This window comes from Pradoshia eiseniae, assembly GCF_002946355.1.
In the GTDB taxonomy this organism is placed as follows: Bacteria; Bacillota; Bacilli; order Bacillales; family Pradoshiaceae; genus Pradoshia; species Pradoshia eiseniae.
The window spans coordinates 64,141-89,606 of sequence record NZ_PKOZ01000008.1; the positions used below are offsets into that span (position 1 = coordinate 64,141).

Sequence of the window (25,466 nt, forward strand, 5' to 3'; positions counted from 1 at the left end):
TGTTATACTCTATATACATGTTAATTAAAGAAGAGGTGATCAAATGGCGCTTACAGAGAGGGAAGGCATAATCTTACAGGAATTAAAAACGTGGGAAAGTGAAATGCGGTCTGATGAACCGACAGACTTTGAAGCCTATTATGATCGATTGATTGAAAGCTTGTTCACGCTGTTGCCTGAATCTGTACAGGAGGAGTTCTTCGCAAAGCTCGATAACTGGCTTTTTCATTTACACTCCATGATTCACGAATCTCAGTTCCAGGCTGATGCGAGAAACCGAATTCTTACGAATGCCCGTGTATTCGATGAACATGTCAAAGATATTGAAGGTTTGAGGGAGATGCCGATTGACCGGCTGACGTATATCGCAGAGCAGCAAATGGCGCGCCACAGGCTGTATTCCCTAGTTCAAGGAGGCATTTCAGCAGCCAATGGCGGATGGGCGCTTGCGTCCGACCTGCCAGCGCAGATGGTCATTAATTTGCGGAGCATCCAGCTCATCGGGCTATCCTATGGGTATGATATCAGCACACCATATGAAACCACCTTGTCACTGAAGGTATTCCATGCCGGCACAATGCCAAAGCGAATGCAGAAATATTTCTGGGATGACCTTATGGAGGACTTAGAAAAGCCTTCTGATTACTTCTATGAAGGGGAAGAAATGAGCAACGTCTTTTGGTTTGATCAGCCTATTAAACAAATGCTCAAGGTACTCGCCATTTACTTCTTCCGCAAGCAGATGCTAAAAGGAGTGCCGATCATCAGTCTCGCCATCGGCAGTCAAGCGAATTACCGGCTTACCAAGAATGTCACGACCTTCGCTAATCAGTTCTATAAATACCGCTATTTAAGAGATAAAGAAGGCGAATGAAATGACCCAATCCAGTACATACATCCATAAGAAAGAGGCTCCTAAGGTCGTGCGCTGCCAGATCATCACCATCAGCGATACGAGAGATATGGAAAGTGATAAGAGCGGACAGATAATGCTGGAGTTAATTGAGGCATCAGGCCACAAGGTGGCAGGCCGGGAGATTGTCAAAGATGAAGCAGTACAAATTCGGGAGGCAGTCCTTCGAGCTAGTCAGGATGATGGTGTTGATTGCGTGCTGACTAATGGAGGTACAGGCATTGCCAAACGTGATGTTACGATAGAAGCTCTGTCTGAGCTATATGAGAAGGAGATACCTGGTTTCGGAGAGCTATTTCGGATGCTTAGTTTCCAGGAAGATATAGGTTCCGCTGCAATACTCTCAAGAGCGAGTGCCGGTGTTATTGGAGATACTCCTGTTTTCTCCACACCTGGGTCAAGCGGAGCAGTTCGCTTGGCCATGAATAAATTAATTATTCCAGAGCTTGGTCATCTATTGCGCGAAATCAGGAAAGACCGATGAACCGTTCCATTGATGGGGCGGTTTTTTTATAGGCTCATCTATGCGCCTTGCCTGATAGCTCCTCGTTTGTCCGAAACCAAATCCAGAGGTCATTTATGCATGAGGCGAGTTCAGAAATCTCATCATTGATTAAGCAGGACCTTTCAAAGTCCTCTTCCTCATTTAAATCATGTAATTTTTCGTTGATTTGCGCTTCGAGCTCCTTCACCCGGTCTGGGATGGTCCCCTTGATCTCCTCCCAGTGCATGAGAATCTCGGATTGAGTATCTGCTGAATAACGGGTCCAATCCCGTTTGAGGCTGGGAACATCGATGCCAAGCCGTTTGTCATGTACAAAATACATTTCCATAACTATGAAGCCTCCTCTTGTTTATTACCTTTTATTGTATACAACTATCCTCAGAATAACGATTCTTTTAGACAAATTCGAGAAGTACATACACTTTGCCTCTTTCATTTGAATAAAAAATTAGATATTTTCAGATAAATACTTGAAAAAGCATTTTAAGATTGTTATAGTGAATATCATATTAATTGCATAAAAACATATAATAATGAATAAATATACAACATACAATGGAGGGAACAGGAACATGACAAAGGAGAAAGTCGTGCTTGCCTACTCAGGCGGATTAGATACATCGGTGGCCATCTCATGGCTGAAAGAAAAGGGGTATGATGTCGTCGCTTGCTGTCTCGATGTCGGTGAAGGAAAAGACTTGGAATTCATTAAGGAAAAAGCCATCAAGGTGGGTGCCTGCAGCTCTTATGTCATTGATGCGAAAGAAGAGTTCGCACAGGAATTCGCGCTCGTTGCCTTACAAGCACATGCCTTGTATGAAGGGAAATACCCGCTGGTCTCTGCTCTTTCAAGACCGCTGATTGCGAAGAAGCTTGTAGAGGTTGCAGAGAAGGAAAATGCGGTCGCTGTTGCCCATGGCTGTACAGGAAAAGGCAATGACCAAGTCCGCTTTGAGGTATCCATCCAAGCATTGAATCCAGACTTAAAGGTGCTTGCTCCTGTCCGAGAATGGAGCTGGTCCCGTGAAGAGGAAATCCAATATGCAAAGGAAAACAATATACCAATACCCATTAATCTAGACAGCCCTTATTCGATTGACCAAAATCTATGGGGACGCAGCAATGAATGCGGTGTGCTGGAGGATCCGTGGGCTGCACCACCTGAGGGTGCTTATGATTTGACATGTGCCCTTGAGAATACGCCTGATGTGCCTGATACAGTTGAAATCCTTTTTAATGAAGGTGTTCCATTTGCTTTAAATGGAAAAGAATATCCATTGGCACAATTGATTCTTACCCTCAATGAAATGGCTGGCAAGCATGGAGTGGGAAGAATTGACCATGTGGAGAATCGCCTTGTCGGCATTAAATCAAGGGAAGTGTACGAGTGCCCGGGCGCGATTACGCTGATTAAAGCCCATAAGGAATTAGAAGATTTGACTATGGTGAAGGAGCTGGCTCATTTCAAGCCGGTTATTGAGAAGAAGCTGACGGAGCTTATCTATGATGGATTATGGTTCTCTCCTTTGAAGGACTCTCTCCTTGCTTTCTTGAAACAGTCACAAAGCCATGTAACAGGCATTGTGCGTGTGAAGCTTTTTAAAGGTCACGCCATTGTGGAAGGCCGCAAATCTGCTTATTCTCTATATGATGAGAAATTAGCTACCTATACATCAGCTGATGAGTTCGATCATACGAGCGCGGTTGGGTTCATCAATCTCTGGGGCTTACCGACAAAAGTGAACAGCCAAGTGCATATCCAAAAGAAGGTGACAGTGTGAAAAAGCTTTGGGGCGGAAGGTTCACCAAAACCGCTGAGGAATGGATTGATTCTTTTGGCGCATCCATCTCGTTTGACCAAGAGCTAGTAATGGAGGACATCGAAGGGAGCCTGGCACATGTACAAATGCTAGGCTCCTGCGGAATCCTTACGAAGGAAGAGGAAAGTGTTATTAAAGAAGGACTCTCTTCCTTGAAGGTAAAGGCCGAGAAGGGGGAGCTCCCCTTTTCCGTTGACTATGAAGATATTCATTTGAATCTGGAGAAGCTATTGATTGATGAAATCGGCCCTGTTGGGGGCAAGCTACACACCGCAAGGAGCCGGAATGACCAAGTGGCGACAGATATGCATCTTTATCTGCGCCATCAAGTCGAAGAAATCATCGTGACCATCGAGGAGTTCCAGAAAACATTAATCGATGTTGCCGAGAAACATGTGGAGACGATTGTGCCGGGATATACCCATCTGCAGCGAGCTCAGCCCATTTCGCTCGGCCATCATTTCATGGCCTATTTCTGGATGCTTGAACGGGACAAAGAACGGTTTACAGACAGCTTGAAGAGAATCAATCTTTCTCCCCTTGGGGCAGGAGCGCTCGCAGGCACAACATTCCCGATTGATCGTCATATGACAGCTGAGCTGCTCGGATTTGAAGGTATTTATGAGAATAGCCTTGACGCAGTCAGCGATCGGGATTTTATAGCGGAGTTTCTCAATCATTCATCGATTTTGATGATGCATCTCTCTCGCTTCAGTGAGGAAATCATCTTGTGGTCAAGCCAGGAATATCGTTTCATCGAGCTTGATGATACATTTTCGACTGGGTCGAGCATCATGCCTCAGAAGAAGAATCCTGATATGGCAGAATTGATTCGCGGGAAGACAGGTCGCGTATACGGAAATGCCATTGGACTAATGACTCTTCTGAAGGGCTTGCCCCTTGCCTATAATAAGGATATGCAGGAAGACAAGGAGGGAATGTTTGACACGGTTATAACGGTCAAAGGTTCGCTTAAAATTTTTAACGGGATGATTGCGACGATGAAGGTGAACTCATCTGTCATGAAGGAGGCAGTCTACCAGGACTTCTCCAATGCGACGGAGCTCGCTGATTATTTAGCAGCAAAGGGAATCCCTTTCAGGGAAGCGCATGAAATTGTCGGAAAGCTTGTGTTGAGCTGCATTCAGCAGGGCTGCTATTTACTCGACCTGCCGCTTGAGACCCTTAAGGATGCATCCTCACTCATTGAAGAGGATATTTATGACGCTCTTAAGCCTGAGGAAGCCGTGCGCAGAAGGAATAGTGCAGGCGGAACAGGTTTTAAACAAGTCTCTTCAGCCATTGAGAAGGCCAGGGCTTTACTATCCTTGGACAAATAGAGATATAACTTGCAGGCGCGAACCAGCTTTTGGTTTGGCGCCTGTTTTTGTGGTGCAAGGGTCTCTCACAGGAATATGAAATTCAATAGAAGAATCATAAGGTATAGTCCTATAAGTTAGAAATACGACCGGGGGATTATGACAGACAATCTTAACCCGGTCTTACTGCATTCGCTATGTGTTGCATAAATAGTGTAAAAACACATTAAAAAAGTAAAAATTAAAATATTGTGACATAATAAAATTTTTAGTTTAAATTTGATGCACGGGATGATAATATAGAATTAGAAATGATATATGTCTCTCATGTAACTGATTCGATCAGGCATGGTGGTAAATTACTAGGTTACGAGTAACTTAGTGAAATTCCGCCATGCCTTTTTTTAGTACTTTAAGAACTAAAAAAAGAGTTATATCAATTCATCATTTCAGACAGAAAGGAGCAATCAAGAATGGCGTTTGGTTTTTTTAAGAAAAAAGAGACTGATTTGTTGGCTCCGTTAAATGGAACGATCATCCCGCTAGAGGAGGTTCCCGATCCAGTATTCAGCCAAAAAATGATGGGCGACGGTATTGCGATTCAACCATCGGGCGGACATGTTCATGCTCCATTTAATGGAGAAGTTATTATGATTACACCTACTAAACATGCTATTGCTATTCGGTCTACATCTGGTGTCGAGGTTTTGATCCATATAGGCCTTGAAACAGTTGCCTTAAAGGGTGAAGGATTTCAACTCGCTGTTAAAGAAGGTGATCGTGTCGAGAAGGGGCAATTGCTTGTTGAGGTCGACTGGGCATATATAGAGGAGCACGCGGAAAATACGATTACCCCTATAATCGTGACAGATAGCGATAAGGAAATCACCTACAGCAGCAAGGGAAGCTGTGTTCAAGGAGAGACGGTCTTAATGACCATTTAGTCTATTCCTGTATGAATATTAAGGAGGTGATGCCCGAGGCTGTGAATTTAAGTAAACGCTTACGCTCTTTGGCTAGCTATATGGCCAGATAGACGTGGAGTTATGAAAAAAGAAGAATCGGAGGGAGTAAAGTGAAAAAATTCTTTCAAAGACTTGGTAGTTCTCTAATGTTACCAGTTGCCGTATTGCCTGCTGCTGCGATTTTGATGGGTATCGGTTACTGGATCGATCCAAGCGGCTGGGGTGCTGACAGTTCAGTTGCCGCCTTCTTAATCAAAGCCGGGTCCTCTATTATCGATAATATACCAATCTTGTTTGCCGTTGGTGTAGCACTTGGTATGTCGAAGGATAGAGATGGCTCTGCCGCATTAAGTGGTTTAGTTGCTTATCTAGTCGTAACGACTTTGTTATCACCTGGGTCTGTTTCAATGTTAAAAGGGGTTGAGCTAGAAGCCGTAGACCCTGGATTCGCGAAAATCGGAAATGCATTTGTTGGTATTATAGCTGGTATTGTAGCCGCAAATATGTACAATCGATTTAGCCATGTTAAGCTTCCGGATGCTTTAGCCTTCTTTAGCGGAAAACGTTTAGTGCCAATTATGACAGCTGTATCCATGCTGCTTGTTTCTGTTATCTTATTCTTTATCTGGCCGCCGGTTTACTCTGGACTCGTTTCCTTCGGTGAAGCAATTGCCAAATTGGGAGCAGCTGGTGCTGGTCTTTATGGATTCTTCAATCGATTATTAATCCCAACTGGCTTACACCATGCCTTAAACTCTGTATTCTGGTTTGACGTTGCGGGCATTAATGACATCGGTAATTTCTGGTCCGGTGAAGGTGTTAAAGGTGTAACAGGAATGTATCAAGCAGGGTTCTTCCCAGTCATGATGTTCGGGTTGCCTGCTGCTGGTTTAGCTATGTATCATACAGCTAAAACAAAAAACAAAAAACAAGTTGCTTCCTTAATGATCGCAGCTGGTTTTGCGGCCTTCTTTACTGGTGTAACAGAACCGATTGAGTTCGCATTTATGTTTGCAGCTCCATTATTATATGTTGTCCATGCTGCGTTGACAGGTATTTCTCTTTTTGTGGCAGCCTCTTTCCAATGGACAGCTGGTTTTGGTTTCAGTGCCGGTTTGGTTGACTTTGTTCTAAGCTCCAGATTACCTCTTGCTAATCAGCCATATATGCTGATTTTACAGGGATTAGTGTTTGCTGTAATTTATTATTTCTTATTCCGTTTCATCATTGTGAAGTTCAACCTCAACACACCAGGCCGCGGGGAAGAACTTGATGCAACTGAGGAAGCTCAATCTCAAGCAGGTTCATCAGAAGATAAGTTTGCTGCACAAGCTCAAGTAATCTATGATGGATTGGGCGGTAAAGAAAACATCGTATCTGTTGATAACTGTGCTACTCGCCTTAGACTAGAAGTCAAAGATATTGATAAGGTTGATCAGAATAAAATTAAATCAACTGGTGTTCCTGGCATTAAGGTGACTGGTCGTGAAAGCTTACAAGTTATCGTAGGGACAAGCGTTCAGTTCGTAGCAGATGAGTTGAAAAAAATTGTGAAATCAAAATAAAAAAGTAATAAGGGGATTCCAATCATGGAGCTATAAATGGCTTCATTTCAAGCTGAAAATCGTTTATAGTGACCCCGAATAAAAGCTCGTTCCATCGATAAAAGATAGAACGAGCTTTTTGTGTGTGATTATTCTGTTTTTTTATGATGAATGGGTATCTCGGTAATTAGATCGTTTACACTTCTCTGCTTCGTAATCTTTCTATATGTATCGTAATATAGCCAACTTCCTCTGATGGGAGCTGGATGTCATGCTGCCGGGAAAGGTATTCTGCTATTTTTGTGGCGCAATGATAAGAGGATGGGAATTTATTACGCACCATGATTAGCATCTCATCATCCATTGTTCGCTCTGCAGTATCATTAATTCTATAAAGAGTATAGCGGAGATGAGTAATCAAACGCTCATAAGATAGTCCTGTCTCTTCCAAGCTGATAGAAAAATAATCCCGAATGATATGTATAATCTCATTTATGATGGAAGTTTGACGCAGGGAAACCTGCAAATCTCCAGATGGAACAGATGCTGTATGCAGGTGGAGAGCGATAAACGCAGCCTCATCAATCGGCATACGTATCCCTATTTTCTCCTCCACATAATTAATGGCCCAGACGCCTATATCAAACTCCTTTTTATAGAGGATTTTAATCTCAGAGAGCAGTTTGTTTTTGATAAAAATACCATCTTCATAGCGTTCAATTGCAAATGAAAGGTGATCGGCCAAAGCAATAAAGATATGAGGGTTCAATTTGACTTGAAGAAGCTCCTCAGCATACTGAATAATTTCCTGGGTTAAAGCCATATGTTCAACTGGAATCTGAGGTAAAAGCTGCCCAAGATGAGCATCATTTTTAACCACAAACAATTTATCGATTTTATTTCGGTTGATAAGGTCGTTTTTCCCTTTATTGAATGCAATGCCAGGACCAATGACGATTTTTTCCTGATTATCCTCTACTACAATCGCTGCATTGTTGTTTAAGATTTTCTTAATTTTCATGCCTCTTCACCTCCAGTATTTCTTATTCTAGTACTTTTATCATATTAAAATATAAAGTTTCTGTAAAATACATAATTTATCATTCTCAGCTTGAGAAGATTATAATATATGCTTTTTATACAGAATAAGGATGCTTTGTCAGCATGCAAATTCTATTGAAGCGAGTGAGAAAAGATTTATTCCAGAATAAATAATCGCTATATTGAAGTACAAAATGTGTAGAGAACTAGCGGAGAATCTGGTTTGTTGAGAGGATAGTCTTTTTCTTTTGGCTAAAAAAGGGATTAATTTGTTTTATAACGAATTTATTTAAATAGTTTCTACGCCATAAATGGCCAATTTTTTGTATCTGTTATTTTGTCGGCTTGAGAAGGATAGAAAGAACCGGGGTTTGACTTTGAATAAGAAACAGGAGGAGAGTACAATCAAAAAACTTTATTTTTTGCACGGCTTTATGGGGACCTCAGATACGCATTTCACCGAACAGATTGCTTATTTTAAGGAGAAGTATGAGCTCATTCTTATAGATTTGCCTGGTCACGGTAATGCACCGGCTGATGCTTCTGATAATTATTTCGAGGAAACGCTTAATTATGTTATCGCTAAAATCCAGAATACAGGTGAAGGATATGTAATCGGGTTATCATTAGGAGCTTCTTTAGCTATACATATTGCTTTAAGAGTGCCAGAGTTAGTGCGAGGCATTGTGCTTACAGGCTATACCCCTTTTATTCCTGAAGAGTTAGAAGTTGTTATGCAAAAGCAATATGAATACTTTTCAAATATCGAAGAGAAGGATGAGGCTATCGCTGAGTATTTTATGGGCTTGCATGGTGAGCGGTGGAAGAGAACGTTAAATCATGTGAATCACACGATGACCTTTCTTTATCCAGAAGCCACTAAAGAACACATCCAAACTATCAAGGTCCCGGTGCTACTCCTTAATGGCAGCAACGAATTGTACGAGGTAAATTCCGCTGCTTATATCAAAAAAATCAATAAGGATATTCTGATTGGATTGGTTCCTAACGCCGGTCATACAGCTAATATCGACCAGCCGGATATATACAATAAGATTGTTGATAGTTTTTTAAAAGATACAGATAAAGTGCCTGTCTGAATAGTGTGATGAAACATCAAGATAATCCTTAAACGTGTAAAGCACTACCTAAAGGGTATATAAGATGAAACAAATAATTGGTGAGGTGGAAATAAAGAAAGTTTCTTTAAGATTATCGTTTGAGATAATATCACCAATTACACCTAGGTTTTAGGGAATTAAGCTATTTTAAGGAGTTGATTCATTTGTTTCATTACACCGTTGAGACATCAAAATCTTTAGCAGATGCCCTTCAATCACTCGAAGAAAGCTTGAAGGAAGATAAGTTTGGTGTACTGTGGAAATTTGATGTGAAAGATACGCTGAAGAATAAAGGTTTTGAATTAGAAAATCCCTACATGATCCTTGAGGTATGCAATCCTAAGGAGGCACATAAGGTTTTATCGGCGAATGAATTAGTGGGGTATTTTCTTCCTTGTAAAATCGTTGTCTATCAAGACAATCAAGGGAAAACAAAAATCGGAATGCCGAAGCCCAGTACTCTAATCGAAATGGTTGATGATGATACTTTAAAGGAGATTGCCAGTGATATAGAGGATCGATTAATTGCTTGTATGGATAAAGCTAAATAATTTTTCCCCAAATACTTGAACTTCGTACCTATGATTCATGGCTTATAAGAGGAACATTCAAATGGAGGAAGCATATTGTTATTCATCTCCATATAAAGGCAGTTTTCAATATATAATGATAATGCCAAATTTAAAAGGCTGGCCCGAAAGCTCAATAATGGAACTTTCGAGTCAGCCTCTCACTTTATTTGGTTTATTGATGTCTATGAATGATTATATGCCAGTTTTTTCCTCAGAGCGAATGACCATAACATCACACTTTGCATAGCGGATAATATGTTCAGAAACAGACCCGATGAAGAAGCGTTCTACCGCATTTAGCCCTGTGGCACCGCAGACGATCAGGTCAATATCATGCTTCTTGGCAATGTCCTTCGGTATTTTTACCTTAGGGGAGCCGAATTCGATGCATATTTCTACTTTTTTTACACCTGCATCCATGGCGATTGTTTTATATTCTTCTAAAAGGTCTTTCGCATATTGCTCTGCGCTTTCGGTGATTGAAATGCTATATGCTTCAACCGCCGCAAACGTACGATTGTCCACAACATGGGTCAAAACAAGTGTTGCATCGTTACGTTTAGCGATGTCGATAGACTTTTTGAATGCCCATTCAGCTTCTTGTGAACCATCCACTGCAACAAGGATCTTATTATAGGATAATGCCATATTAATCTCCTCCTTTATTATAATTCTATTATACTATAAAACATTCCGAATAGTAGCAAAATTATATGGAAATACAGTGAACGTTTAATTGATTTTTGTAATAATAGCTGGTTTTGTCATAAGGGACAAGATGGAATATCATTGAAACCATTAGTGTTTTTTCTTGAAAGTTTTATTTGTATGGAAAGAGTAGTATTTATGATGGATAGTTAAGGTGATGGGGAGTTAATGTTTTATTAATATACTAATAACGCTTGTGAACGGATGTGGAAATCTCCGCTCACAAGCATGGTGATTATAGTGTGATTAATTCTTTCGGGAACTTCGTCAGGATTTCAACACCGTTTTCAGTAACATAAAGATCGTCCTCGATGCGGACGCCTGCTTTTTTAGGGACATAGATGCCTGGTTCGATTGTGAATACCATGCCTTTTTGCAATTTCAGCTCATTAACTTCCGTTAGGGAAGGATATTCATGTACGCTGATGCCAAGGCCGTGTCCTAATCGATGCGGGAAGTAATCTCCGTAGCCCTTATCGCGGATGATATTGCGGGCTGTCAAGTCAACCTCAGCACAGGTAACGCCAGGTCGGCATGCCGCTACGGCAGCTTTCTGTGCTTCAAGAACCGTTTCGTAAATCTCTCTTTGCTCATCGGAGATTTGCCCGTAAGCAACGGTACGTGTGATGTCTGAGCAATAGCCGTCAACAACAACGCCAAGGTCGAAAAGAACGAGATCCCCCTTTTTTACTTTTGTTTGCCCAGGAACACCGTGCGGGGAAGCGGCGTTCTCACCTGTCAGCACCATTGTGGCGAATGACATTTCGGAGACGCCCTCTTTTTTCAATTGGTATTCAAGTGCAGCCAGGATTTCCATTTCTGTTTTGCCTTCGGCGATTTCCTCTGTCCCAATCTTAATTGCGTAATCGGCAAGGCGGCATGCTTCTTTAATTATCGCCAGCTCACTCTCGCTCTTGACCATGCGCAATTGGCGCATTTTTTCTTCCGCGGATATGTAAGAAGGCTGACCAAGGATGGAGTTTAGGCCTTCTAGGCGCTCCATTGTCAAATGTTCCTTCTCAACTGCGAGCGTGTGAATGGAAACATTGCGTTTTTTCAATGCCTCATGGACTCTTTCCCATGGGTTTTGCGTATCTAAAATTCCGATAATTTCATATGGCCAGCCGGCTTGCTTCGCATCAGGGACTTCCATTTGCGGACAAATCAAAATCGGCTCATCTGCAGGGAATGCAAGAACCGCAAGCAGCCGCTCATGCGGTTCGCTGTGAAAACCGCTTAAATAGAAAACATTTTCAGTGGATGTAATGAATGCGGCATCAGCCTGTTTTTCTTTCAGCCAACCAGCCAGTAAATTTAAGTTGCTCATTTATACAGCCTCCTGTACTCTAGTGATATATGTTAGAGGTTATCAATTAAATGTAGGAAAGTAAATTGTTAGAAAATAAAAAAAGCGGGTATTTATATCCAATAGCGAAGAAAAGGAGAGATGAATCTTGAAGGTTTCGTATCACGGCCATTCAGTTGTCAAAATTGAAACGGACAAGCATCAAATCTTAATTGATCCATTTATCACGGGAAATGAGCTGACGGACTTGAAGGTGGAGGATGTCAGCCCTGACTTCATTCTTCTAACACATGGCCATAGTGACCATGTGGGGGATACGGTTGAGCTCGCTAAAAAGCATGATGCCCTTGTTATTTGCAACTTTGAGATGAGTACATATCTTGGCTGGAAAGGCGTCAAAACACATGGGATGTCCATTGGTGGCGCCTATGATTTTGATTTTGGTCGTGTGAAGCTTACGCAGGCCTTTCACGGGACTGGCTTTGAGGAGAATGGCCAGATTATCTATGGCGGGATGCCGGCTGGCATTCTAGTAACCATTGATGGCAAGACGGTCTTTCATGCAGGCGATACCGGGCTCTTCTCTGACATGAAGCTGATTGGGGACCGGCATCCAATTGATCTTGCATTTATTCCAATCGGGGATAACTTCACAATGGGGCCGGAGGATGCGGCGCTCGCTGTCGAATTCCTGCATCCAAAGCTAGCTGTTCCGATTCACTATGATACGTTTCCGCCAATTAAGCAGGACCCGCATCATTTCGCTTCCCTCTGTGAGGAGGGTGTCGTGAAGGTGATGGCTCCCGGTGATTCTGTGGACTTATAGAATAAACATGAAGCGCTAATACCCAGCTCGTTATGGGTCGGCGCTTCTTTTTTGGAGAAATCTCTCATATATTAGCCATATAGGAGGGATCTAAGATGAAGAATAGATATGGATTTTGTTTTGTTACTGCCTTTGTGATGCTCATGTGGTCGCTGCCGCGTTTAACATTTGAAGGAATGAGGGAAGAGGTGTTATTCTCTGGGGCCTGGATGCTGTTGGCCTTTTGTGTCCTTGCTGGCAATCTTTCTGGCATTCTTTATGGCACTGACAGGAAACGGGAAGTTTCAAAGGCAGGCAGTGCTGCTAAGGTGAGGCAAAAAGGACGATGAAAATAGGCCGTTTGATAGATTTGCCCTTTTAACCTTATAATAAGAATAATGGATAACAAAAAAGGGTGAATAGTTTGGCTACTAAGCATGAACAAATATTACATTATATTGATGAACTTCCGGTTGGGCAGAAAATCTCCGTCCGGCAGATTGCGAAGGCTCTATCGGTGAGTGAAGGAACGGCTTACCGTGCAATTAAAGAAGCCGAGAATAAGGGCTATGTGAGTACAATTGAGCGTGTTGGCACGATTCGGATTGAGCGCAAGAAGAAAGAGAACATTGAGAAGCTGACATTTGCAGAAGTGGTCAATATTGTTGATGGACAGGTTCTTGGCGGGAGGACTGGCCTCCATAAAACATTGAATAAGTTTGTCATCGGGGCGATGGAGCTTGATGCAATGATGCGCTATACGGAGGCCGGGAACCTTCTTATTGTCGGGAATCGGGTGAAGGCGCATGAGCTTGCCTTGAAGGCGGGAGCGGCTGTCCTGATTACGGGAGGATTTGATACGGTCGATGCTATTAAGAGGCTGGCCGATGAATTGCAAATGCCGATTATTTCAACCTCCTATGATACGTTTACAGTAGCGACGATGATCAACCGGGCCATCTATGATCAATTGATCAAGAAGGAAATCCTCCTTGTGGAGGATATTTTGATTCCGACTGAACGGACAGAAGTACTGCGAGTAGGGAATACAATCGAGAATTGGACAACCCTAAACAGGCAAACGAAGCACAGCCGATTCCCTGTAGTCGATGAGAATATGCGGCTGCAAGGAATGGTCACTTCCCGGGACATCCTTGGCTTAAGCGCTGACACCCAAATTGAGAAGGTCATGACGAAAAGTCCGATTTTCACGGGGGAGAAGACAAGCGTAGCTAGTGCTGCCCATATGATGGTTTGGGAAGGGATTGAATTGCTGCCTGTTGTGGATAACCGAAATATTCTGATTGGCATCATCAGCCGCCAGGATGTTCTCAAGGCGCTGCAGATGAGCCAGAGACAGCCACAGGTAGGTGAGACAATTGATGATGTCATTGCTAACCAGATGAATGTCATTCAAGGTGAGGATAAGTTTGAATGCGAAGTGACCCCGCAGATGACGAATCATTTGGGAACCATTTCGTATGGTGTCTTTACCGCGCTTGTAATCGAAGCTGCGAACCGGGCGCTCCGAGGCTATAAGAGGGGCGAGCTTGTCGTGGAAAACATGTCCGTTTATTTCCTGAAGCCTGTACAGCTCGAGAGTATTTTGACCATTGCGCCTAATATTCTTGAAGTCGGCCGCAAATTTGGGAAGGTAGAGATTGATGTATTCAATGAGGGTAAACTGGTCGGAAAAGCGATGCTGATGTGCCAGCTGCTTGAGCGCTGATTGGATTTTTCAATAGAAAATGCCTTAACCGGCGGGAAGATATTCCTGGGTTAAGGCATTTTTGGTCTGATAATTGTCCTTATTTAGATAAGGCCTGGAATTCATCCTCAGCGAGCGGTGCGAAGTGACGGTACATTTTAAAACCGCCGTATAAGCTAAGCGCTCCCATGATGATGAAGATGCCTCCGATGAAATAAGTGAGTGTTGTTTGGTACAGATACAATTGATTAATCCCGAATATCAAAACAAACAATCCGAGTGTCATAGATGATTTTCCTTTTAGGCATGCACGCTGCATTGGATGCTGTGTCCGGAAGGTTTTTGCTTTATAGTAAATGTAGAAGGAAAGGGACGTCACAATAAAGAAAACAAGTATCGGCATAGATTGGCCTCCGTTTGAATAGTATGTCTACATTGTACTAAAAATTGAATAAAATGACCAATATGGAAAGTGCTTCCGAAAGGGCTGCTTTTTTGTTTTAATTAAGATTGAAAGACTCATTAAAGGAGAATGAATAATGAAAGAACGCATACTTGATGCAATTAAACAATATGAGACGATTATCTTACATAGGCATGTCCGTCCGGATCCTGATGCATACGGATCTCAATGCGGGCTTGGAGAAATGATTAAGGCATCTTTCCCGGAGAAGAATGTATATATGGTAGGGCTGGAGGAGGAGTCCCTTCGTTTTTTGAAGGAGTTGGATCAAATCCCTGATTCTGTATACGACCAAGCTCTTGTTATTGTATGTGACACTGCTAATCAGGAGCGGGTATGTGATCAGCGGTATACAATGGGCGATATGCTCATCAAGATTGACCACCATCCGAACGATGATGCATATGGAGATATTGTATGGGTGGACACATCAGCGAGCTCCTGCAGTGAAATGATTTATGACTTTTATACGTTCGGCAAGGATAAGGGCTTGAAGCTGACTCAGGAGGCTGCACGCTTACTTTATGCTGGCATTGTAGGGGATACCGGAAGATTCCTCTATCCGAGCACCACTGATAAAACCTTCCTGTATGCAGGTGAGCTAATTCATTATGGATTTGACCGCACAGAGATCTATAATGGACTTTATGATGTGGAAGAGGCGGTCGTTCGTTTAAACGGTTACGTTTTTGAACACTTTAAAATGGATGAGAACGGCGTTGGTTCTATGGTCATCACAAAGGATGTCATGGATCGTTTTGGAGTGAAGGCATCACAGGCTTCCCTATTAGTGAGCACGCTCGGCGGAATAAAGGGCTTGAAAGCATGGGCCTTCTTTATAGAGGAAGGCAAGGATATCCGGGTTCGTCTCCGTTCCAAGGGGCCGGTCATCAATGGCATTGCCAAAAAATATAATGGCGGGGGACATCCGCTCGCATCAGGAGCGACTATCTATGACTGGGCAGACGTGGATAAGGTCGTGGCAGACTTAGTGGAGGTTTGCAAGGCTTAATACTAAAAGAGGCTGATTCAAAAGCACTGTAAAGTTAGCTTTTTAGAATCAGTCTCTTTTCTTACATTTGCCTAATGGCTAGTTCAATTTCAATATTCGTATAAATAACCAGCTCCCTTATTTCGAGCTGATAATGGCGGCTGTTCACCTTTATGTCTTTATTGATGATGGCCCGTTTAAGCAGCTCCTTCCCTTTACTGACGTTTTCTAAATCCTTGCCGATCAGGGAGGAGAAATCCTTTTGGATGCTTTGTTCTACCTCGAATACACTGAGCGGGTCAAGCCGGTACTTCTTGTAGTTGGTGATGCGGACGGAGACATCCTGGACGAGCAAGCGGCTTTCGTTTCGCTTGTTAAGTATTTCGTACTCGCTTTGCCAAATGTCCACCTCTTCGGATAAATCCTTGATGGTATCCTGCTGAGTCTGGATGAGCTGGACCTGTTTCTCCTGGAGGTCCCCAAACATGTAAAAGAAAAGGGCCCAGCTCATAACGGCGCCAATCGCTATTCCTGCGAAGAAGCGCTGCCACATAGGATTGCGGTAATAAGGGGGGATTCTCATGGATGCATTTGCTCCTGTGTGAGCCAATGGATGATGAGCGCGCCAGCCTGAGCTCCGCCAAGGGCAGAGATGATGAGCATGATTTGCTTGAAGATATCCTTCGTTTCCCCGTGAAAAATGCCTCGTTCAAATGAATAAACTGCATCAAAGGTGCCTCCGATGGCAGCGACAATTGCCCATATCCTTAATCCTTCCGATAGGCGGAATACATGGGTTAAGGGAGGCTGTCCGGTAATGAAGGCGGCGAGTCCTCCTATTAAGGAGCCGCCTAATAAAACTCCTAATGAAATGAAGAAGCTGTTAATGAAGGCTGGTAGAAATGCTTGGTCCATATAACTCGTCCCTTTTTGTTTTTGATATATGTATATGAACAGGCAGCTGGTATTATGAGGATGTTAAAAAGTTTCTGTATGAAAATACGAACATATTTTCTTTTTTTCGCCAGGACTCTTATAATAAAGAAGAATCGTTTATAGATGATTTAGTATGATAAAGAAAAAGGATGTGACGCCAATGTCATTTGTCCATCTTCATGTATATAGTGCTTATAGCTTGCTTGAGAGCACCTTGTCGGTGAAGGAAATTGTCGCCGGTGCCAAGATGCGCGGATACAAAGCCGTTGCATTAACCGACCGCAATGTAATGTATGCGGCTCCGTCTTTTTATAAGGAATGCGAAGCACAAGGAATGAAACCAATCATTGGTTTGACATGTGATCTGCTGAATGAGGAGGAGACAAGCAGCTTCCCGCTCCTGCTTTTAGCGAAGAATAATCAAGGCTATAAGAATTTGATGAAAATTTCAAGCGCCATTCAGACACGGTCAAATGAAGGGTTGCCAATCAGATGGCTGAAAGGCTATTCGAATGGATTATTAGCGATTAGTCCAGGAGCCGAAGGACAGATTGAAGGGCTGCTGGAACAAGGCGATGAGGAAGGCGCTGCTGCGCTTGTAAATAAATATAAGCAAATCTTTCAGGAAGGCTGCTTTTATCTTTCGCTGCCTCGGAATAAGAAACCGAGCTGGGAGAAAGTTAAACAGCTGGCGCGGGATATGTCTGTCCCGCTTGTCGCAGTTGGTCCAGTCCGCTATATGGATAAAGAGGATTTTCAGGCCTATCAGGGGCTTACATGCTTAAAGGACAATATTAAGCTTGCAGATTTAGAGGATAGAAGCATCAGCAGGGAGGAGTCGATGCACCTAGCCTCTATGGCTGAGATGGTCGAATGGTATGGAGAGGAGCCTGATGCTTTGGAGAATTCGGTCAAAATTGCTAAGTGCTGCTCTGTCACCATAGACTTCCATCAAAAGCTGCTTCCCAAGTTTCCTGTGCCAGATGGGAGGACAGCAGATGCCTATTTGACCGAAATATGTTACCGGGGTCTAAAGAGGCGTTACCCAGAAGGCGATAAGCGTCATGAAGACCGTTTGAACTATGAACTCTCGGTGATTGCCAAGATGGGATTCAGTGATTATTTCCTCATTGTGTGGGATTTCATGAACCATGCGCATAAAACAGGCATATTAACAGGACCTGGGCGAGGCTCTGCCGCAGGCTCTATTGTCTCCTATAGCCTTGGAATCACGAATGTCGATCCCATGAAGAATGATCTTTTATTTGAGCGTTTCCTGAATCCGGAGAGAATCACGATGCCGGATATTGATATCGATTTCCCGGATAATCGCAGGGAAGAGATGATTCGATATGTGGCTGATAAATATGGGGCTCTTCATGTCGCTCAAATCATCACGTTCGGTACTTTTGGCATGAAAGCGGCACTGAGGGATGCTGCAAGAGTGTCCGGATTAAATGCGAAAGAAATTGAACAATTATCTAGGACACTCCCGCCAGGACATGGGATGACGATTCGTCAGGCTTTGGCGGATTCTGCCCGCCTGCGCGAGTGGGTGCAGCAAGCGGAGCATCATCAAAGAATCATCGATATGGCACAAAAGTGGGAGGGACTGCCACGGCACACATCTATCCATGCTGCTGGCGTTGTGATGACGGACCGTCCACTCACAGAAATCATCCCTATCCAGGCAGGGCATGAAGGCGTTTATTTAACCCAATTTACGATGGAATACCTGGAAGAAATCGGACTCCTGAAGATGGATTTCCTGGGTTTGCGTAATTTGACGCTGCTTGACCAAATAATCAAGCAAATTGAGAGATTTACGGGGCAAAGAGTCCAATTAAGCCAATTGCCGCTTGATGATAAGAAAACCTATGAATTACTTTCAAAGGGGCAGACATCGGGTATTTTCCAATTTGAATCTGGCGGGATGCAAAATGTTCTGCAGAAGCTTAAGCCTACCTCATTTGGTGACCTGGTTGCTGTGAACGCCTTGTACAGACCAGGTCCTATGGATAATATCCCGGCATATATTGCAAGGAAGCATGGACAGGAGACCGTCTCTTATCCTCATCCTGTACTTAAGGAAATTCTTGAGCCGACATACGGAATCATTGTCTATCAGGAGCAAATCATGCAGATTGCCTCTACGATGGCTGGCTTCAGTTTAGGTGAAGCCGATTTGCTGCGCAGAGCGGTCAGCAAGAAGAAGAAGGATGTGCTGGATCAGGAAAGAGAGCATTTCGTCCGCGGTGCTGAAAGGAACGGATATGACACGAGGCGTGCAAATGACGTGTATGATTTAATTGTCCGTTTTGCTAATTACGGGTTCCCGAAAAGCCATGCGGTTGCCTATAGCTTAATTGCCTATCAGCTTGCTTATTTGAAAGCAAACTATTTTCTCCATTTCATGTCCGGAATTATGACGTCTGTGATTGGCAATGAAGAGAAGATTATCCAGTATGTCCAGGAATTGAAGAGTAATGGGTATGAATTACTTCCGCCATCCATTAATAGGAGCCACTATCCGTTTGTGATTGAGAAGGGGAAGGGAATCCGCTACAGTCTCGCAGGTATAAAGGGAATTGGGGCATCTGTTTTGCGTGAGATTGTTCAAGCGCGCAAAAATGGTCCCTTTGCCGACTTGTTCGATTTTTGCGTTCGTGTGCCTGCAAGGGTTTTGAACAGAAAGGTGCTCGAAAATCTCTGCTATGCTGGGGCGTTTGATGAGTTCTCCATTGACCGGGCAAGTATTCTTGCCAGTATTGATGTGGCATTGGAACATGTGGAATTGGTCCGCCCCTCAAATGGCGACGCTAGTTTCTTTGATTCAGATGATGAAATGATAAAGCCGAAATACATGATTGTCGACCCGATGCCTTCTACAATAAAGCTGCAAAAAGAAAAAGAAGTGCTCGGATTCTATTTGTCTGATCATCCTCTATCAGCGTACCGGAAGAAATTAACTCATGCGGGAGCCTTGCCGATTGTTAAATACCACCCAGGCATGTCCGGCTATCTTGGCGCTTTTATTCAGTCTGTGAAAACAATCCGTACCAAAAAAGGAGAGAACATGGCCTTTTTCACCGCGGGTGATGAAACGGGCGAGATGGATTGTGTCGCCTTTCCGGATGTATATAGACATTCTAACGTTCTCTTAAAGGAAGGCAATATGCTGCTTTTAGAGGGGAAATCAGAAGAGCGGAATGGCAAGAAGCAGTTTGTCCTCAAAGCGATCTATAATTTGCATGATGAGAATGAACAATTGCGCCAATTATTTAAATCGCTGTTTATCAGATTGACTCCTGATCGGCAAACGCCGACAAATCTTGCAGAAATCAAACGATGTCTTGCTGGATATCGAGGGAATGTAAAAGTTTATCTTCGTTATGAAAAGGAAGCAAAGACCATTCAACTGTCAAAGGAGAATTGGGTAACCCCGTCATCCCAATTGATTTCTATGTTGGAAGAGATTGCTGGTAAAGGAAATGTTCTGTTAAAAGAAGATTGACTAGGAATTGCACTGAATATTGTGATATATTGAAAGATATCATTTCTGGTCTGACCATCAAGGCGGATGGGACCAATTGTTTTTAAGAAAAAGGGGTGTTGGGATGACTTTAAGAGAAGAAGCGCTGCATATGCATCGTGTTAACAAAGGTAAATTGGAAACGGTGTCTAAAGTTCCGGTTCGAAATGCAAAAGATTTGAGCTTGGCCTATTCTCCAGGCGTAGCAGAACCTTGCAAGCAAATACATGATAAGCCGGATACAGTATATGAATATACCATAAAAGGCAATACGGTCGCTGTTGTCTCCGATGGGACAGCCGTCCTTGGACTTGGCAATATTGGCCCGGAAGCTGCCTTGCCTGTTATGGAAGGAAAGGCCTTGCTATTTAAGAGTTTCGCAGGTGTGGATGCTTTTCCAATCTGCTTAAATACAAATGACGTAGATAAAATCGTGGAAACAGTCAAGCTGCTTGAGCCCACTTTTGGCGGAGTGAATTTGGAGGATATTGCAGCACCGAATTGCTTTGTCATTGAAGAACGGTTAAAGCGGGAAGCGAATATTCCGGTCTTCCATGATGATCAGCATGGAACAGCCATTGTGACGCTTGCTGGGCTTGTGAACGCATTGAAGCTATCCAATAAAAAAATGTCAGAGATAAAAGTGGTGGCGAGCGGAGCGGGTGCAGCCGGCATCGCTATCATAAAGCTATTATATAATTTCGGCGTGCGTGATCTTATCATGTGTGATAGTAAGGGAGCGATTTTCGAAGATCGCCCATATGGAATGAACCAAGTGAAAGCTGAGGTTGCGAAATACACGAACCGCAGCAGATCAGAAGGGTCGCTACAGGATGTAATCAAGGATGCTGATGTCTTTATTGGCGTATCGGTCGCTGATGCGCTAACAGCTGAGATGGTTCAATCCATGGCGGAAGATCCAATCATCTTTGCAATGGCCAATCCGACGCCGGAAATCATGCCAGAGCTTGCGAAAGAGGCGGGAGCTAAAGTCGTGGGCACAGGCCGGTCTGATTTTCCTAACCAGGTCAATAATGTACTGGCATTTCCGGGCATTTTTCGGGGAGCTCTAGATGTGCGTGCCACGCATATTAATGAGAAGATGAAGGTGGCTGCTGTCCATGCTATCGCAGATTTGATTTCAGAGGATGAGCTGCACGCGGATTATGTCATTCCTGCACCTTTCGATCCGCGGGTTGCACCAGCTGTGGCAGCTGCGGTGGCTAAAGCGGCAATGGAAACTGGTGTAGCGAGATTGAAGGTTGACCCAGAAGAGATTAGAAAAAAGACAGAGTTATTATCATCAATTGGGAAAAGCGAGTGATGGCCAGTGGAGCAAAGGCAAGATGGAGGACAATCAAAGGTTTATCTAGAAATCGTACGTAAGCTTCAGAGGATGATTGAGCAAGACAAGCTTGTTCCGGGAGATAAGATTCCCTCTGAAAGGGAGCTTTCAGAAAGGCTGAATGTTGGCCGCTCATCAGTTCGTGAGGCGTTAAGAGCGCTTGAGCTTTTGGGTTTGATTGAAACGCGGCGGGGGGAAGGCACATTTATTTATAACTTTCAGGAGCATAAGCTTGTCGAGCTCTTAGGTTCTTTTTTCGTGCTTGAAGGCAAGACGAAGGAAGATTTGCTTGAAGTGAAGCTGCTGCTTGAGAAGGATTGTATTCGAATCTTGGCTGATTTGAGTAAAGGTAATCCTGGAATGGGCATAGAATTTTACGATTGGGCAAGGAACCATTCATTTACCGATGAAGAATTCTTTACCAAGTTGGCGATACTGACAGATAATAGATTGATGGAGAGAATTTGGAGAACGGTCAACAGCTATGTAAAAGCTTCCGGCAGTATCTTCCCTATTTCTGAACGTAAGCAATACATCGCTTTAGCTGCCTTGTTAGAGAAGGGGCAAAAGGAAGAGGCTCTTAACATCTACGAAAATAACATCAGGAAGAGTGTAAACGCCGAATAACAGGCGGCTGCTTAACCAAATGGACTTGGCTTTATCTTTTGGGATTCATGGAAGAAATCCTTTGTAGTTCTCGGACTATGAGGTTCTTTCTGAGGACAAGAGGTAGGGCCACTGTCATTTGTAAACCATATGGAACTGAAAGGGGATAGGCAGTTTGTTAAAAGATGTTTTTTCAAGAGGGCGCAGAAAAAAATACGCAACCATTCCATCGGATAAAGCGAAGCAGGATATACCGGAAGGAATTATGATGAAATGCCCTTCATGCAAAGTAATCAAATATTCCAAAGAAATAATCAAAAATGAAAAGGTTTGCCCTAAATGCGGATATCATCATCCGATGACCGCTTATGAGCGAATGAAGAGTATTAGTGATGAAGGAACCTTTGAAGAAATAAATCGGATGATGGTATCTGAGAATCCATTATCTTTCGAGGGATATCTAGAGAAATTAGATCAGGATCGAAAGAAAACAAATATGAATGAAGCGGTCTTGACAGGAGTCTGTCAAATAAGTGGTCTGACCAGTGTGGTTGCTATTATGGATTCGACATTCCGAATGGGAAGCATGGGGTCAGCTGTTGGAGAGAAAATCACACGCGCCATTGAGAAGGCGGATGAATTGAAGGTGCCCTTCATCATCTTTACAGCTTCTGGGGGAGCCAGGATGCAGGAGGGCGTATTAAGCCTGATGCAAATGGCTAAGACAAGTGCCGCTTTGAAACGATTCAGCGACCATCAAGGCTTGATTATTTCTGTCATGACCCATCCGACAACAGGCGGCGTTTCAGCGAGTTTTGCATCACTTGGAGATTATAACCTGGCTGAACCCGGAGCCTTAATCGGATTTGCTGGAAGGAGAATTATCGAGCAGACCATTCATGAAAAATTACCGGATGATTTCCAAACATCCGAGTTCTTGCTTGAGCATGGACAGTTGGACGCTGTCATCCATCGCAGTGAACTGAAAGCTACATTGACTAATATTATGGAGATTCACACGGCGGGAGGTAATGAGTGATGTCAGCAGAATTTTCCTTTGAAAAACCAATCAGGGACTTACAAGGAAAGATAGATGAACTGAAGAAGTTAGCCAGCACCACCACACATGACTTTTCAGCGGACATCGATACTCTTGAAGAAAAGCTTCGGGCTATCGAAAAGGAAGTCTACGAAAATCTTGAACCGTGGGATCGCGTACAAATAGCCCGCCACTCTACACGTCCGACAACGAAGGATTATATTGATTGCTTATTCACCGATTTCTTCGAATGTCATGGTGACCGGCTTTACGGAGACGATCATGCTATTGTTGGCGGGATAGCCAAATATCGGGGACAGCCTGTCACAGTCATTGGTCATCAGCGCGGCAAGGACACGAAGGAAAATATTCTCCGCAACTTTGGAATGCCCCATCCAGAAGGGTATAGAAAAGCATTAAGGCTTATGAAGCAGGCTGAAAAGTTCAATCGCCCGGTAATTTGCTTTATTGACACAAAAGGCGCATATCCCGGAAAGGCAGCCGAAGAACGCGGCCAAAGTGAAGCCATTGCTAGAAATCTGTTCGAGATGGCTGGTTTGAAGGTTCCCATCATATGCATAGTGATTGGTGAGGGGGGAAGCGGGGGAGCGTTGGCCCTCGGTGTCGGCGATCATTTACATATGCTTGAGAACTCTACTTATTCGGTAATATCTCCTGAAGGAGCCGCCTCTATCCTCTGGAAGGATTCCGCTCAGGCAAAAAAAGCCGCTGAATCCATGAAGATTACAGCTAGGGACCTAAAAGAATTAGACATCATTGATGAGGTTATTCCTGAGGTGCTTGGTGGAGCCCATTGTTCAGCTGAAGAGCAGGCCGAAGAAATTGACCGTATACTAGCGCAATCAATGGAGAAACTATTATCACTTGAAGTAGAAGAGTTATTAGATACACGTTATATGAAGTACAGGAAGATTGGAAAATATAATTTTCTTGGCAGTATTTTTTCCTATCAATAGAGAAAAGAAGAAGCGTACAGACGGATGTACGTTTCTTTTTTAAGATGTTGGGAAAAATACAAAGAATATTCATTTTCTCTAAATATGATGATATTTAATGGCTTGATACCGTTTTCAAGTGTAAATACTGGATAAAATGGGGTTTACGAAAGTATTTTGTTATCATAGAATAAAGTTGCAATAATGATTATATCGTTTCATCATTGTGTTTCTTCCTTTCCATACTTTACAGGTTGAAGCTCTATAGAAGAGATTATAATATACTTGAGGTGAGTATCATGAAGAAAATTGGCGTATTAACAAGTGGAGGAGATTCTCCAGGTATGAACGCCGCGATTCGTGCAGTTGTCCGTAAAGCGATCTACCATAATGTTGAAGTATATGGAATTTACAATGGTTACCAAGGGCTGATTAATGGAAACATCAAAAAGCTGGAACTAGGTTCTGTTGGAGACATTATACATAGAGGAGGAACAATGCTCTATACCGCACGTTGTCCGGAATTCAAGGAAAGGGAAGTGCAGCTTAAGGGCATTGAGCAACTTAAAAAGTTTGGAATCGAAGGTCTTGTTGTCATCGGTGGAGATGGTTCTTACCGCGGAGCGCGAGCACTTACAGAGCTCGGCTATCCATGCGTAGGAGTGCCTGGAACAATTGATAATGATATCCCGGGAACTGATTTCACAATCGGATTCGATACTGCGTTAAATACGGTTATTGACTCCATTGACAAAATCAGGGATACAGCAACCTCCCATGACAGAACGTATGTGATTGAAGTTATGGGAAGAAATGCCGGAGATATCGCCTTATGGGCTGGTATGGCTGGCGGAGCGGAATCCATTCTCATCCCAGAAGAAAGCCATGACATGAATGATATCATTAATAAGCTAAACCGTGGGCATGATAGAGGTAAGAAACACAGTATTATTGTTGTTGCTGAGGGTGTAGGAAGCGGTTTTGAAATCGGTCAAGAAATTCAAAGGCATACCGGTGCAGAAACACGCGTAACCGTGCTAGGACATGTTCAGCGCGGAGGATCTCCTACTGCCCATGACCGTGTTTTAGCGAGCCGTTTGGCAGCAAGCGCAGTTGAATTGCTTATGGAAGGCAAAGGCGGCCGCGCTGTCGGGATAGTGAATAACAAGTTGGTTGATTATGATATTATTGAAGCATTGAAAATGCCGCATGTTATCGATCAAAAAATGTATAAATTATCGGATGAGCTGTCAATTTAAGGCTATATAAAG

The 25,466-nt window shown here is 43.3% G+C and carries 25 protein-coding genes; 18 read left to right on the plus strand and 7 right to left on the minus strand.

Annotated elements, in window-relative coordinates; all coding sequences use genetic code 11:
• The first annotated feature begins 43 nt into the window (after positions 1-43).
• Positions 44-874: an EcsC family protein gene (locus CYL18_RS13295; protein WP_104850011.1), complete on the plus strand. Its 831-nt coding sequence runs from the start codon at positions 44-46 to the stop codon at positions 872-874.
• A 1-nt stretch (position 875) separates the two neighbouring features.
• A complete protein-coding gene (locus CYL18_RS13300; RefSeq protein WP_104850012.1) occupies positions 876-1,397 on the plus strand; it encodes a MogA/MoaB family molybdenum cofactor biosynthesis protein in 522 nt (173 codons plus the stop codon).
• 34 nt (positions 1,398-1,431) lie between these two features.
• On the opposite strand, the gene CYL18_RS13305 is transcribed toward CYL18_RS13300, so the two are convergent.
• Complete coding sequence (locus tag CYL18_RS13305) at positions 1,432-1,746, minus strand: hypothetical protein (protein WP_104850013.1); 315 nt, start codon at positions 1,744-1,746, stop codon at positions 1,432-1,434.
• Positions 1,747-1,990: 244 nt separating this feature from the next.
• Here CYL18_RS13305 and CYL18_RS13310 point away from each other — a divergent pair, with 244 nt between their 5' ends.
• From CYL18_RS13310 to nagE, 4 genes are all read left to right on the plus strand, one after another.
• Complete coding sequence (locus tag CYL18_RS13310) at positions 1,991-3,199, plus strand: argininosuccinate synthase (RefSeq protein ID WP_104850014.1); 1,209 nt, start codon at positions 1,991-1,993, stop codon at positions 3,197-3,199.
• The gene (gene argH, locus CYL18_RS13315; RefSeq protein ID WP_104850015.1) at positions 3,196-4,578 is read left to right on the plus strand and encodes an argininosuccinate lyase; all 1,383 of its coding nucleotides are present in this window, start codon (positions 3,196-3,198) and stop codon (positions 4,576-4,578) included. The genes CYL18_RS13310 and argH overlap by 4 nt, the downstream gene beginning before the upstream one ends.
• Before the next feature lie 452 nt (positions 4,579-5,030).
• Positions 5,031-5,501, plus strand: coding sequence for a PTS sugar transporter subunit IIA (locus tag CYL18_RS13320; protein WP_104850016.1), 471 nt, complete (start codon positions 5,031-5,033; stop codon positions 5,499-5,501).
• A gap of 131 nt (positions 5,502-5,632) precedes the next feature.
• Positions 5,633-7,087 carry an N-acetylglucosamine-specific PTS transporter subunit IIBC gene (gene nagE, locus CYL18_RS13325; RefSeq protein ID WP_104850017.1) on the plus strand — a complete coding sequence of 485 codons (1,455 nt, stop codon included), beginning with the start codon at positions 5,633-5,635 and terminating at the stop codon, positions 7,085-7,087.
• Positions 7,088-7,262: 175 nt separating this feature from the next.
• Here the strand turns inward: nagE and CYL18_RS13330 are convergent, their stop codons facing one another.
• Positions 7,263-8,087: a PRD domain-containing protein gene (locus CYL18_RS13330; RefSeq protein ID WP_104850018.1), complete on the minus strand. Its 825-nt coding sequence runs from the start codon at positions 8,085-8,087 to the stop codon at positions 7,263-7,265.
• A 397-nt stretch (positions 8,088-8,484) separates the two neighbouring features.
• On the opposite strand from CYL18_RS13330, the gene CYL18_RS13335 reads away from it, so the two are divergent.
• Together CYL18_RS13335 and CYL18_RS13340 are read left to right on the plus strand one after the other, a co-directional pair.
• Positions 8,485-9,207 carry an alpha/beta fold hydrolase gene (locus CYL18_RS13335; protein ID WP_236636470.1) on the plus strand — a complete coding sequence of 241 codons (723 nt, stop codon included), beginning with the start codon at positions 8,485-8,487 and terminating at the stop codon, positions 9,205-9,207.
• A 185-nt stretch (positions 9,208-9,392) separates the two neighbouring features.
• On the plus strand, positions 9,393-9,779 hold the full coding sequence (locus CYL18_RS13340) for a DUF302 domain-containing protein (RefSeq protein ID WP_104850019.1): 387 nt from the start codon (positions 9,393-9,395) through the stop codon (positions 9,777-9,779).
• 213 nt (positions 9,780-9,992) lie between these two features.
• On the opposite strand, the gene CYL18_RS13345 is transcribed toward CYL18_RS13340, so the two are convergent.
• Positions 9,993-10,448, minus strand: a complete 456-nt coding sequence (locus CYL18_RS13345) for a universal stress protein (protein ID WP_104850020.1) — start codon at positions 10,446-10,448, stop codon at positions 9,993-9,995.
• A gap of 295 nt (positions 10,449-10,743) precedes the next feature.
• The gene (locus CYL18_RS13350; RefSeq protein WP_104850021.1) at positions 10,744-11,835 is read right to left on the minus strand and encodes a M24 family metallopeptidase; all 1,092 of its coding nucleotides are present in this window, start codon (positions 11,833-11,835) and stop codon (positions 10,744-10,746) included.
• A 127-nt stretch (positions 11,836-11,962) separates the two neighbouring features.
• Here CYL18_RS13350 and CYL18_RS13355 point away from each other — a divergent pair, with 127 nt between their 5' ends.
• The 3 genes from CYL18_RS13355 (at position 11,963) to CYL18_RS13365 (ending at position 14,348) form a co-directional block, all read left to right on the plus strand.
• Positions 11,963-12,640: a metal-dependent hydrolase gene (locus CYL18_RS13355; RefSeq protein ID WP_104850022.1), complete on the plus strand. Its 678-nt coding sequence runs from the start codon at positions 11,963-11,965 to the stop codon at positions 12,638-12,640.
• Positions 12,641-12,735: 95 nt separating this feature from the next.
• Positions 12,736-12,969: a hypothetical protein gene (locus CYL18_RS13360; protein WP_104850023.1), complete on the plus strand. Its 234-nt coding sequence runs from the start codon at positions 12,736-12,738 to the stop codon at positions 12,967-12,969.
• Positions 12,970-13,043: 74 nt separating this feature from the next.
• Positions 13,044-14,348, plus strand: coding sequence for a CBS domain-containing protein (locus CYL18_RS13365; RefSeq protein WP_104850024.1), 1,305 nt, complete (start codon positions 13,044-13,046; stop codon positions 14,346-14,348).
• Between the two features lie 79 nt (positions 14,349-14,427).
• Here the strand turns inward: CYL18_RS13365 and CYL18_RS13370 are convergent, their stop codons facing one another.
• Complete coding sequence (locus CYL18_RS13370; RefSeq protein ID WP_104850025.1) at positions 14,428-14,730, minus strand: YtpI family protein; 303 nt, start codon at positions 14,728-14,730, stop codon at positions 14,428-14,430.
• A gap of 136 nt (positions 14,731-14,866) precedes the next feature.
• Here CYL18_RS13370 and CYL18_RS13375 point away from each other — a divergent pair, with 136 nt between their 5' ends.
• A complete protein-coding gene (locus CYL18_RS13375; protein WP_104850026.1) occupies positions 14,867-15,802 on the plus strand; it encodes a DHH family phosphoesterase in 936 nt (311 codons plus the stop codon).
• A gap of 61 nt (positions 15,803-15,863) precedes the next feature.
• Here the strand turns inward: CYL18_RS13375 and ytrI are convergent, their stop codons facing one another.
• The gene (ytrI, locus tag CYL18_RS13380; RefSeq protein ID WP_104850027.1) at positions 15,864-16,364 is read right to left on the minus strand and encodes a sporulation membrane protein YtrI; all 501 of its coding nucleotides are present in this window, start codon (positions 16,362-16,364) and stop codon (positions 15,864-15,866) included.
• Entirely contained in the window at positions 16,361-16,696 is a 336-nt protein-coding gene (locus CYL18_RS13385; protein ID WP_104850028.1) for a YtrH family sporulation protein, read from the minus strand. The genes ytrI and CYL18_RS13385 overlap by 4 nt, the downstream gene beginning before the upstream one ends.
• Before the next feature lie 154 nt (positions 16,697-16,850).
• On the opposite strand from CYL18_RS13385, the gene dnaE reads away from it, so the two are divergent.
• From dnaE to pfkA, 6 genes are all read left to right on the plus strand, one after another.
• On the plus strand, positions 16,851-20,231 hold the full coding sequence (gene dnaE, locus CYL18_RS13390) for a DNA polymerase III subunit alpha (RefSeq protein ID WP_236636471.1): 3,381 nt from the start codon (positions 16,851-16,853) through the stop codon (positions 20,229-20,231).
• A 103-nt stretch (positions 20,232-20,334) separates the two neighbouring features.
• Complete coding sequence (locus CYL18_RS13395; protein WP_104850030.1) at positions 20,335-21,573, plus strand: NAD(P)-dependent malic enzyme; 1,239 nt, start codon at positions 20,335-20,337, stop codon at positions 21,571-21,573.
• 6 nt (positions 21,574-21,579) lie between these two features.
• On the plus strand, positions 21,580-22,221 hold the full coding sequence (locus tag CYL18_RS13400) for a FadR/GntR family transcriptional regulator (protein WP_236636472.1): 642 nt from the start codon (positions 21,580-21,582) through the stop codon (positions 22,219-22,221).
• Positions 22,222-22,375: 154 nt separating this feature from the next.
• The gene (gene accD / locus CYL18_RS13405; RefSeq protein WP_104850031.1) at positions 22,376-23,239 is read left to right on the plus strand and encodes an acetyl-CoA carboxylase, carboxyltransferase subunit beta; all 864 of its coding nucleotides are present in this window, start codon (positions 22,376-22,378) and stop codon (positions 23,237-23,239) included.
• Positions 23,239-24,216 carry an acetyl-CoA carboxylase carboxyl transferase subunit alpha gene (accA, locus tag CYL18_RS13410; RefSeq protein WP_104850032.1) on the plus strand — a complete coding sequence of 326 codons (978 nt, stop codon included), beginning with the start codon at positions 23,239-23,241 and terminating at the stop codon, positions 24,214-24,216. Before accD ends, accA begins: the two co-directional genes overlap by 1 nt.
• A 278-nt stretch (positions 24,217-24,494) precedes the next feature.
• The gene (gene pfkA / locus CYL18_RS13415) at positions 24,495-25,454 is read left to right on the plus strand and encodes a 6-phosphofructokinase (RefSeq protein ID WP_104850033.1); all 960 of its coding nucleotides are present in this window, start codon (positions 24,495-24,497) and stop codon (positions 25,452-25,454) included.
• Positions 25,455-25,466: the final 12 nt, after the last annotated feature.

What these genes read in the sequence shown, in the direction of transcription:
- CYL18_RS13295 (WP_104850011.1), top strand. Translation starts at nt 44, where the DNA reads ATGGCGCTTACAGAGAGGGAAGGCATAATCTTACAGGAATTAAAAACG.
- CYL18_RS13300 (WP_104850012.1), top strand. Translation starts at nt 876, where the DNA reads ATGACCCAATCCAGTACATACATCCATAAGAAAGAGGCTCCTAAGGTC.
- CYL18_RS13305 (WP_104850013.1), bottom strand. Translation starts at nt 1,746, where the DNA reads ATGGAAATGTATTTTGTACATGACAAACGGCTTGGCATCGATGTTCCC.
- CYL18_RS13310 (WP_104850014.1), top strand. Translation starts at nt 1,991, where the DNA reads ATGACAAAGGAGAAAGTCGTGCTTGCCTACTCAGGCGGATTAGATACA.
- CYL18_RS13320 (WP_104850016.1), top strand. Translation starts at nt 5,031, where the DNA reads ATGGCGTTTGGTTTTTTTAAGAAAAAAGAGACTGATTTGTTGGCTCCG.
- CYL18_RS13330 (WP_104850018.1), bottom strand. Translation starts at nt 8,087, where the DNA reads ATGAAAATTAAGAAAATCTTAAACAACAATGCAGCGATTGTAGTAGAG.
- CYL18_RS13345 (WP_104850020.1), bottom strand. Translation starts at nt 10,448, where the DNA reads ATGGCATTATCCTATAATAAGATCCTTGTTGCAGTGGATGGTTCACAA.
- CYL18_RS13350 (WP_104850021.1), bottom strand. Translation starts at nt 11,835, where the DNA reads ATGAGCAACTTAAATTTACTGGCTGGTTGGCTGAAAGAAAAACAGGCT.
- CYL18_RS13360 (WP_104850023.1), top strand. Translation starts at nt 12,736, where the DNA reads ATGAAGAATAGATATGGATTTTGTTTTGTTACTGCCTTTGTGATGCTC.
- CYL18_RS13370 (WP_104850025.1), bottom strand. Translation starts at nt 14,730, where the DNA reads ATGCCGATACTTGTTTTCTTTATTGTGACGTCCCTTTCCTTCTACATT.
- CYL18_RS13375 (WP_104850026.1), top strand. Translation starts at nt 14,867, where the DNA reads ATGAAAGAACGCATACTTGATGCAATTAAACAATATGAGACGATTATC.
- ytrI (WP_104850027.1), bottom strand. Translation starts at nt 16,364, where the DNA reads ATGAGAATCCCCCCTTATTACCGCAATCCTATGTGGCAGCGCTTCTTC.
- CYL18_RS13385 (WP_104850028.1), bottom strand. Translation starts at nt 16,696, where the DNA reads ATGGACCAAGCATTTCTACCAGCCTTCATTAACAGCTTCTTCATTTCA.
- dnaE (WP_236636471.1), top strand. Translation starts at nt 16,851, where the DNA reads ATGATAAAGAAAAAGGATGTGACGCCAATGTCATTTGTCCATCTTCAT.
- CYL18_RS13395 (WP_104850030.1), top strand. Translation starts at nt 20,335, where the DNA reads ATGACTTTAAGAGAAGAAGCGCTGCATATGCATCGTGTTAACAAAGGT.
- accA (WP_104850032.1), top strand. Translation starts at nt 23,239, where the DNA reads ATGTCAGCAGAATTTTCCTTTGAAAAACCAATCAGGGACTTACAAGGA.
- pfkA (WP_104850033.1), top strand. Translation starts at nt 24,495, where the DNA reads ATGAAGAAAATTGGCGTATTAACAAGTGGAGGAGATTCTCCAGGTATG.